Origin of the sequence: Streptomyces rubellomurinus, from assembly GCF_000961885.1 — a bacterium.
Lineage (GTDB): Bacteria > Actinomycetota > Actinomycetes > Streptomycetales > Streptomycetaceae > Kitasatospora > Kitasatospora rubellomurina.
This window is the reverse complement of record NZ_JZKH01000165.1, coordinates 1-7,175: the sequence shown is the minus strand read 5'-3', so window position 1 is coordinate 7,175 and position 7,175 is coordinate 1. Positions and strand designations below refer to the sequence as shown.

Sequence of the window (7,175 nt, the reverse complement as noted above, 5' to 3'; positions counted from 1 at the left end):
GAAGGTGCGGTTGGCGCGCACGGCGGTACGCATCGTCGGAAACACCGTCAGAACACGCTCAGCCGCCTCACGGTCAACAGCGAAATTGTCCTTCCCACCGAGGAAGTAGTCATACATCCGCGCACTGTGCGGAACATCCTGACGTATCCGCAAACCCACCGGCTCCTCAGACCCGGGCTCGTCCGCCGTCATCCAACTCTCCCCGACGCCCATACCCCACCCCTCCACCACCACACCAAGTCCGCCGCAGTCTAACCAACCCACCAGTAACACGCCCGAACACAACCCCACGAGCACACAGCCCTACGCGGCCGGGGGGAGAACGGGCGGGGCCCACACCGAGGCCCGCGCCGCGCCGTGCCGAATGCGGATGGCGCCGGGGCCGGGGGGACGGCGGGCCCCGGGGCCGACCTCGGGGCCCGCGGCGAGCCGCGACCGGCAGCGGGCCGGGGCCCGGGGGCGGGGCCGCGGGGCGAATGCTTGCGGGGGCTTGCTATTGGCCCTGGCCGGTATTTCCACAGGTGGCTTACCCTGGAGGCCAGGACGCTCGGAAGGAGACCAGGGCCCATGACCGCCACGGATCCCGCGCTCACCGCCCTCGCCAACGGCTGGGGGGCCCTGTCGCTGCTGCACGCCAGGATCGAGGCGCACATCGAACGGGCCCTGCAGGGCGGGCACGAGTTGAGCGTGCGGGAGTACTCGCTGCTCGACGTGCTCAGCCGCCAGCACGACGGGGAAGGCGGGCACCTGCAGATGAAACAGGTCGCCGACGCCGTCGTGCTCAGCCAGAGCGCCACCACCCGACTGGTGACCCGACTGGAGGACCGCGGGCTGCTGGCGCGCTACCTATGCCCGACGGACCGGCGCGGCATCTACACCGACGTGACCGCGGCCGGCCTGGAGCTACTGGCGCAGGCCCGGCCGACCAACGACGCGGCGCTGCAAGAGGCGCTGGACGAGGCGGCGAAGCACCCGGAGCTCGCATCGCTGGTCAAGGCGGTGAGGGACGTGGACGCGCCCGCCGCCCGGTAGCCCGGCCGCCGACAGGACGTGTGGCGCCACCGCCCACCCCGGGCGGTGGCGCCACACGTGCCCACGATTGCAGGCGGGATCCGTACCCGCCGCCCTCGTCGCCCCGGCCATCGGCGCCTTCGGGATCCCAGCGCCACCGCCGGCCACCCGCCGTGGAGCACACCCGCCCAAGACGGCCACTGACACACCGGCCCCCACCACGTCCCTGCCGGCCCGGCGAGGCAACGACCACCCTCCACCGGCCCGGCCACGGTCACCACGCTCGCCGCCGCCGCCGGCGCCGGCGCTGCCGCCGGGTCGTAGCCCCCCGGGTCCCCTCACAGTCCTTACCCTTGCAAATTACCTTCATGCGCAACTATTGTTTGAGCGCACAAAGTGCCGACGCAATGATGTTCCGGCGTCCCGATGCCCGCCCGCCCCGGCCCCCAGGAGTCCGCATGAGCACCCCCGCCCTCTTCACCCCCTACACCCTGCGCGACGTCACCGCCCGCAACCGGGTCTGGATGCCGCCGATGTGCCAGTACAGCGCCGCACCCGCGGGGGACCTGGCCGGCGTGGCCACCGACTGGCACTTCACCCACCAGGGCGCCCGCGCCGCCGGCGGCACCGGGCTGATCATCACCGAGGCCACCGCCGTCAGCCCCGAGGGCCGCATCAGCCCGTACGACCTCGGCCTGTGGAACGACACCCAGACCCAGGCCCTGCGCCGCATCACCGCCTTCCTCAAGGACCAGGGCACCGTCCCCGCCATCCAGCTCGGCCACGCCGGCCGCAAGGCCTCCACCGAACGCACCTGGGTCGACCGCGGACGCCCGCTGGCCGCCGACGAACCCCACGGCTGGCGCCCGCTCGCCCCCAGCGCCCACGCCTTCTCGCCCGCCCACACCACCCCCGACGAACTCACCCGCGAACAGATCGACGTCATCGTGCGCCAGTTCGCCGACGCCGCCACCCGCGCACTCGCCGCCGGCTACCAGGCCGTCGAGATCCACGGCGCCCACGGCTACCTGATCCACGAATTCCTCTCCCCCCACACCAACCACCGCACCGACGCCTACGGCGCCTCCTTCGAAGGCCGCACCCGCCTCGCCCTCGAAGTCGTCGACGCCGTGCGCGCCGTATGGCCCGAACACCTCCCCCTGTTCTTCCGCACCTCCGCCACCGACTGGCTCAGCGAGGACACCACCGACCAGCGCGAAGGCTGGACCTCCCAGGACACCGTGCGCCTGGCCAAGGAACTGCTGGCCCGCGGCGTCGACCTCATGGACGTCTCCACCGGCGGCCTCGTCCCCGACGCCCACATCGACGCCACCCCCGGATTCCAGGTCCCCTTCGCCGAAGCCGTGCGCACCCAGACCGGCATGCCCGTCGCAGCCGTCGGCCTGATCACCGAGGCACGCCAGGCCGAGGACATCCTCGCCTCCGGCCACGCCGACGCCGTCCTGATCGGACGCGAACTGCTGCGCGACCCCTCCTGGGCACGCCGCGCCGCCGCCGAGCTCGACGCCGACTTCACCGGGCCGGTGCAGTACCACCGCGCCTGAACGCCCGGCCCCGCACCGGAACATGCGAAGGTGAGGCATGTTCAGGTTACGCATCGCAGCGACGCACGCGCCGGGACCATGGCAGTGGGACGGCACCCGATGGCGGTGCGCCACCTCGTGGATCGAACCACTGCGCCACCCGCTGACCACCTGGTCGTGCGCGGCGGACGGGACGCGCACCTCCTTCACCAACACCGCCCGCACCAGCGGCAGTTCGACCGCCCCGGGGCCGGGCCCCGGGGCGGTCGACGACTGCCAGGACTGGGTACGGGTGGAGCTCGACCGAGCCGGCGGGGGCCGGGGCCGGGTGCGGGTGAGCACCGGCACCGCCGGCACCGCGCCGCTCTACCTCGCCGCCGGCCGCGACGCACTCCACGCCTCCTGGGACCTGCTGGAGCTGCGCCACCACGCCACCGGCCTGAACGTCCTCGAAGCCGCACGGCGCCTGGCACCGGCCGTCCGCTACACGGACGCGACGCTGTGGGCGGGGGTGCACCTGCTCACCGAACGGGCCTTGGCGACCTACGAGTTCGGCCGTCTGTCCATACGCCTGCCCGAACCCGCCGAACCCACCGAACCCGCTGCGCAGGAGGAGACGGACCCTGTCGAGACGTTCGGGCACCTGCTCGACGAGGCCGTACGGCAGGTGCCGTGGCAGACGGGCGCCACCGCCGTACTACTGCCCGGCGACCTCGCCAGCGCCAACACCGCCCTGTCACTGGCCACCGACGAACGCGGCCACCACCTCACCGCGGCCGCCCTCGTCCTGGACGGCGAACGAGGCACACAACAACTACGCCGCCGCGCCGCACTGCTGGAACACCTGGGGCGCGGGTGGACGGACGTACAGGTGGCCGCGGCAGAACACCTGCCGTACGCCCCAGGATCACTGCTCGACCAAGGGACGGCCGTGTCGCCGTACGAGGACCTCTACCTCGACGCAGCCGACACACTCCACGCCCTGCTGCAAGAACGCGGGATACAAGCGCTGTTCACCGGAGTGGACGGCACAGAACCGACGGCACCCCGCGGCGGCGCGGCGCCACCAGTGCCGACTGCGGCGCCGGGATGGTTGGGGCCGGTGGCGCGAGAGGCGTTGCGGGAGGTGGACACGGGGTCGGCGCCGGCATCGGTGGTGTCGGCGCGCGCGTTGATGGTGAAGGCGGGGATGGCCGCGCCACTGCTACGCCGCGGCCTGTGGCCGATACACCCCCTCACCGACACGGCGCTGGCAGGATGGTGCGCGTCCCTGCCGGCAGCCTGGCGCGCGAACCGGCGGCTACTGCGGGAACGGATCCAACGCCGTGCCCTGGCGCCGGAGGTGGCCCAGCCACCACTGACGGAACACTTCGGCACCATCATGGACTCGGCCGTACACCACCACGGCGCCCGGCACATCCGGCGACTCCTCCACGAAGGCTCGCCGCTACTGGAAGCCGGACTGCTCGACGCGGTGGCGCTGCGCGAGGTCGCCGAACGCCTCGAAACCGGCAACCTCCAGCGCGGCGACCGCAGCGTGCTGTTCACACTGACCACCAACTCGGCACTCACAGCACACTGACCGGCCACCCGGGGGCCCGCGAGGCCGGGGGTCAGGTCAGCAGGGTCGCCTCGATGCCGGCGAGGACGGCGATCAGCCCCTGGTCGTAGCCATGGTCGAAGTCGTCGAACATGACGCGGCCGGCCTCCGCCGCCAGAGGGTGGTCGGCCAGGCGCCGGGCGCGGGCATCGAGGTCGTGACCGCCGTCGCCGGTGAAGTCGTTGGGGCCCATGGCCTGCTGCTCGATGGTGTAACCGATGGTGTACGCGTAACCGGTGTACCAGGCACGGGCGGCCGCGGGCAGGGTGAAACCGGCATCGACGAGCACACGCAGACCCGCTTCCTGGCCGGCCGCGAAACCGGTGTCGGTGAACCGCGAGCCGCTGAACACCCGGGCGCCGTCGCGGTGGCGCAGGAGTTCCGCACGCAGGGCGTGCATGGTGGCGAGGTAGGTCTGGCGCCAGTCGCCACTGGGGGGCAGCGGGGTGGCGCTCATGCGGCGCATCATCTCGGTGGCCATCTCGTCCAGCAGGGCCTGCTTGTCCTTGAAGTGCCAGTACAGGGCGGGCGCCTTGACATCGAGTTCGGCGGCGATGGCACGCAGGGTGAGGCCATCGAGGCCGGTGCGGTCCAGGAGGGCGAGAGCGGCGTCGACGACGGTGGCACGGTCGAGTCGGGGAGTGCGCTGGGCGGTCACGCTTGACAGTTTAACGGCGTTAAGTCCATGCTTCGGGACACCAGCCACTTAACAACGTTAAGGAGATGCTCGTGGACACCCCCGCGCACACCGACGTCCTGATCGTCGGCGCCGGCCCCACCGGACTCGCCCTCGCGATCGACCTCGCCCGCCGCGGCACCGACGCCCTGCTCGTCGAACGCGCCCCGGCCCTGTCCCCCGGCTCGCGCGGCAAGGGCCTGCAGCCGCGCACCCTGGAGGTCCTGGAGGACCTCGGCGCCCTGGAAGCGGTACGCGCCCACGCCGCCCCCTACCCGCCGCTGCAGCTGTGGAACGGGGGCCGACCCCAACGCGAACAGCGGATGTTCGACGCCATCGAACCCACCCAGGCCCAGCCCTACACCCAGCCGCTGATGCTGCCGCAGTGGCGCACCCAGCAGCTGCTGCACGAGCGGCTGCGCGCGCTCGGCGGGCGCGTCGCCTTCGGGCACGAGCTGACCGCCCTCGCCCAGGACGAGCACGGCGTCAGCGCCGAGTTCACCGGCGGCCACCGGGTGCGGGCCCGCTACCTGGTGGCCGCCGACGGCGGGCGCTCCACCGTACGCACCCTGCTCGGCATCGGCATGAGCGGCCAGGACGTCGACCCGCAGCCGATGGTGGTCGCGGACATGACCGTCAACGGCCTGGACCGCGAACACTGGCACGTCTTCCCACCCACCGACGACCAGGCCGGCGGCGCCACGCTGGCACTGTGCCCACTACCCGGCGGCCAAGACTTCCAACTCCTCGCACGCCACCCCGGCGCCCGCGAGATCGACCTCACCCTGGAAGGCCTGCGCGCCACCGTCACCGCCCACACCCACCTGCACGCCGACCAGATCGAGGCCGTGCACTGGGCCTCCACCTTCCGAGCCAGGACCGCCCTGGCCGACCGCTTCCGCGACAGGCGCGTCCTGCTCGCCGGGGACGCCGCGCACCTCCACTCCCCCGCCGGCGGCCAAGGCCTGAACACCAGCATCCAGGACGCCTACAACCTCGGCTGGAAACTCGACGCCGTCCTGACCGGCACCGCACACACCTCCCTGCTCGACACCTACGAAGAAGAACGCCGCCCCAACGCCGCAGCCATGCTCGAACTGACCACCGCCGTCCACCACGGCAAGGCCCGCCGCGGACGCGCCACCGCCCAACTCGACCTCGGCTACCGGCAGTCCCCGCTGTCCGTGGAGACCCGCCCCGACCTGCCCGAGGACGCCCTGCACGCCGGCGACCGCGCCCCGGACGGCCACCACGCCGGCACACGTCTGTTCCACACCCTCCACGGCCCCCACTGGACCCTGCTCACCGTCAACACCGACACCGAACTACCGGACGCCGCCTGCCCGGTACTACGCATCCCCACCCACCAGGCCTACGGCACAGGCGTGTTCCTCATCCGCCCGGACGGCTACATCGGCTGGGCCGGACACACCACCCACGGCCTGACCACCTACGCCACCCGCCACGGCGCACCCATCGGCTGACCACCCGACCCCGCCAACCCACCCGCTCAACACGGCAGATCACGCCCCGGGACGCGCAGGACGCCATCCCCCTCCCGCACGGGCCACTCCGGGAAGGCCTCGGCACAGCCCCCAGGCTCCCCCGGTTCCGCGGGCTCCCCGGCCGATGCACAGCGCCGGCGCTCCAAACGCCCGCGCCGAAGCCCCGCCCCGTCGCCCCGCACCCCCGGCTCCGACCACCGCACCTCCGGCACGGCCGGGCGGGCCGTCGCCCAGTCCTCGCCGCGCCACGCCCCCCACTCGCCGGGCATGCCGTCCATCAGGTACTCCTCGAAAGCACTCACGCCGCGCATTCAAGCAGCACCACCCCGAGCGGGAACAGTGCCGTGCGGCCCCAACTCCCGTCCTACCGGCCGAACTCGCGCGGGCCGCCCGGTCCCCGGGGCGGGCGGTGGCGGCAGGTGTCCGCGCCACCACGCGCGGCCGTCCTCCAGCGGGGCGCCGTAGGAGCAGCCGACCGTCTCGTCGCCGTCGTAGGCCACGACACACACGTAACCGGGCCGGGCGCTCCAGTGACGGGCGAACCGGTCGAACCGCCGGACGAACGGGGCGCCGGCCCGATCCCGACAGGCGTCCGCGTGGACGTCTGGTACGCAGGTGCACGTGGTCAACGGGAAGGGCGCCGGCGGCCGATGGGCTCTCGCGAGACCGGCGAGGTGGGAGCCGCGCCTGCGGGAGATGGGACGGCGGTGGAGGCGGGGTCAGGCGCGGGTGGTGCGGCGGTGGATCCAGGTGAAGAAGGCGTCGGCGACCTGGTCGCGCTGGGGCTGGGGCAGGTGGGTGAAGCCGCCGTGGGCGGTGCTCCATTCGTTGAGGACGGG

Annotated in this window: 6 protein-coding genes; 4 read left to right on the top strand and 2 right to left on the bottom strand. The window is 72.8% G+C overall.

Annotated features, from left to right (window positions below):
* Positions 1-192, bottom strand: a 192-nt coding sequence (locus VM95_RS36505; RefSeq protein ID WP_244179116.1) for an SAM-dependent methyltransferase, incomplete at its 3' end; no start/stop codon positions are given.
* A 375-nt stretch (positions 193-567) separates the two neighbouring features.
* On the opposite strand from VM95_RS36505, the gene VM95_RS36500 reads away from it, so the two are divergent.
* The 3 genes from VM95_RS36500 to VM95_RS42095 all read left to right on the top strand — a co-directional run bounded on the left by VM95_RS36500 (position 568) and on the right by VM95_RS42095 (position 4,137).
* On the top strand, positions 568-1,032 hold the full coding sequence (locus VM95_RS36500; protein ID WP_045705386.1) for a MarR family winged helix-turn-helix transcriptional regulator: 465 nt from the start codon (positions 568-570) through the stop codon (positions 1,030-1,032).
* A 437-nt stretch (positions 1,033-1,469) separates the two neighbouring features.
* On the top strand, positions 1,470-2,576 hold the full coding sequence (locus VM95_RS36495; protein ID WP_045705385.1) for an NADH:flavin oxidoreductase/NADH oxidase: 1,107 nt from the start codon (positions 1,470-1,472) through the stop codon (positions 2,574-2,576).
* Positions 2,577-2,613: 37 nt separating this feature from the next.
* Positions 2,614-4,137, top strand: coding sequence for a hypothetical protein (locus VM95_RS42095; protein ID WP_045705383.1), 1,524 nt, complete (start codon positions 2,614-2,616; stop codon positions 4,135-4,137).
* Between the two features lie 31 nt (positions 4,138-4,168).
* Here VM95_RS42095 and VM95_RS36485 read toward each other — a convergent pair whose 3' ends face one another.
* A complete protein-coding gene (locus VM95_RS36485) occupies positions 4,169-4,813 on the bottom strand; it encodes a TetR/AcrR family transcriptional regulator C-terminal domain-containing protein (protein WP_045705381.1) in 645 nt (214 codons plus the stop codon).
* Positions 4,814-4,878: 65 nt separating this feature from the next.
* On the opposite strand from VM95_RS36485, the gene VM95_RS36480 reads away from it, so the two are divergent.
* Positions 4,879-6,315 (top strand): FAD-dependent oxidoreductase, encoded by a 1,437-nt coding sequence (locus VM95_RS36480; protein WP_045705379.1) that lies wholly within the window; start codon positions 4,879-4,881, stop codon positions 6,313-6,315.
* The last annotated feature ends 860 nt before the right edge of the window (positions 6,316-7,175 follow it).

What these genes read in the sequence shown, in the direction of transcription:
- VM95_RS36500 (WP_045705386.1), top strand. Translation starts at nt 568, where the DNA reads ATGACCGCCACGGATCCCGCGCTCACCGCCCTCGCCAACGGCTGGGGG.
- VM95_RS36495 (WP_045705385.1), top strand. Translation starts at nt 1,470, where the DNA reads ATGAGCACCCCCGCCCTCTTCACCCCCTACACCCTGCGCGACGTCACC.
- VM95_RS42095 (WP_045705383.1), top strand. Translation starts at nt 2,614, where the DNA reads ATGTTCAGGTTACGCATCGCAGCGACGCACGCGCCGGGACCATGGCAG.
- VM95_RS36480 (WP_045705379.1), top strand. Translation starts at nt 4,879, where the DNA reads ATGCTCGTGGACACCCCCGCGCACACCGACGTCCTGATCGTCGGCGCC.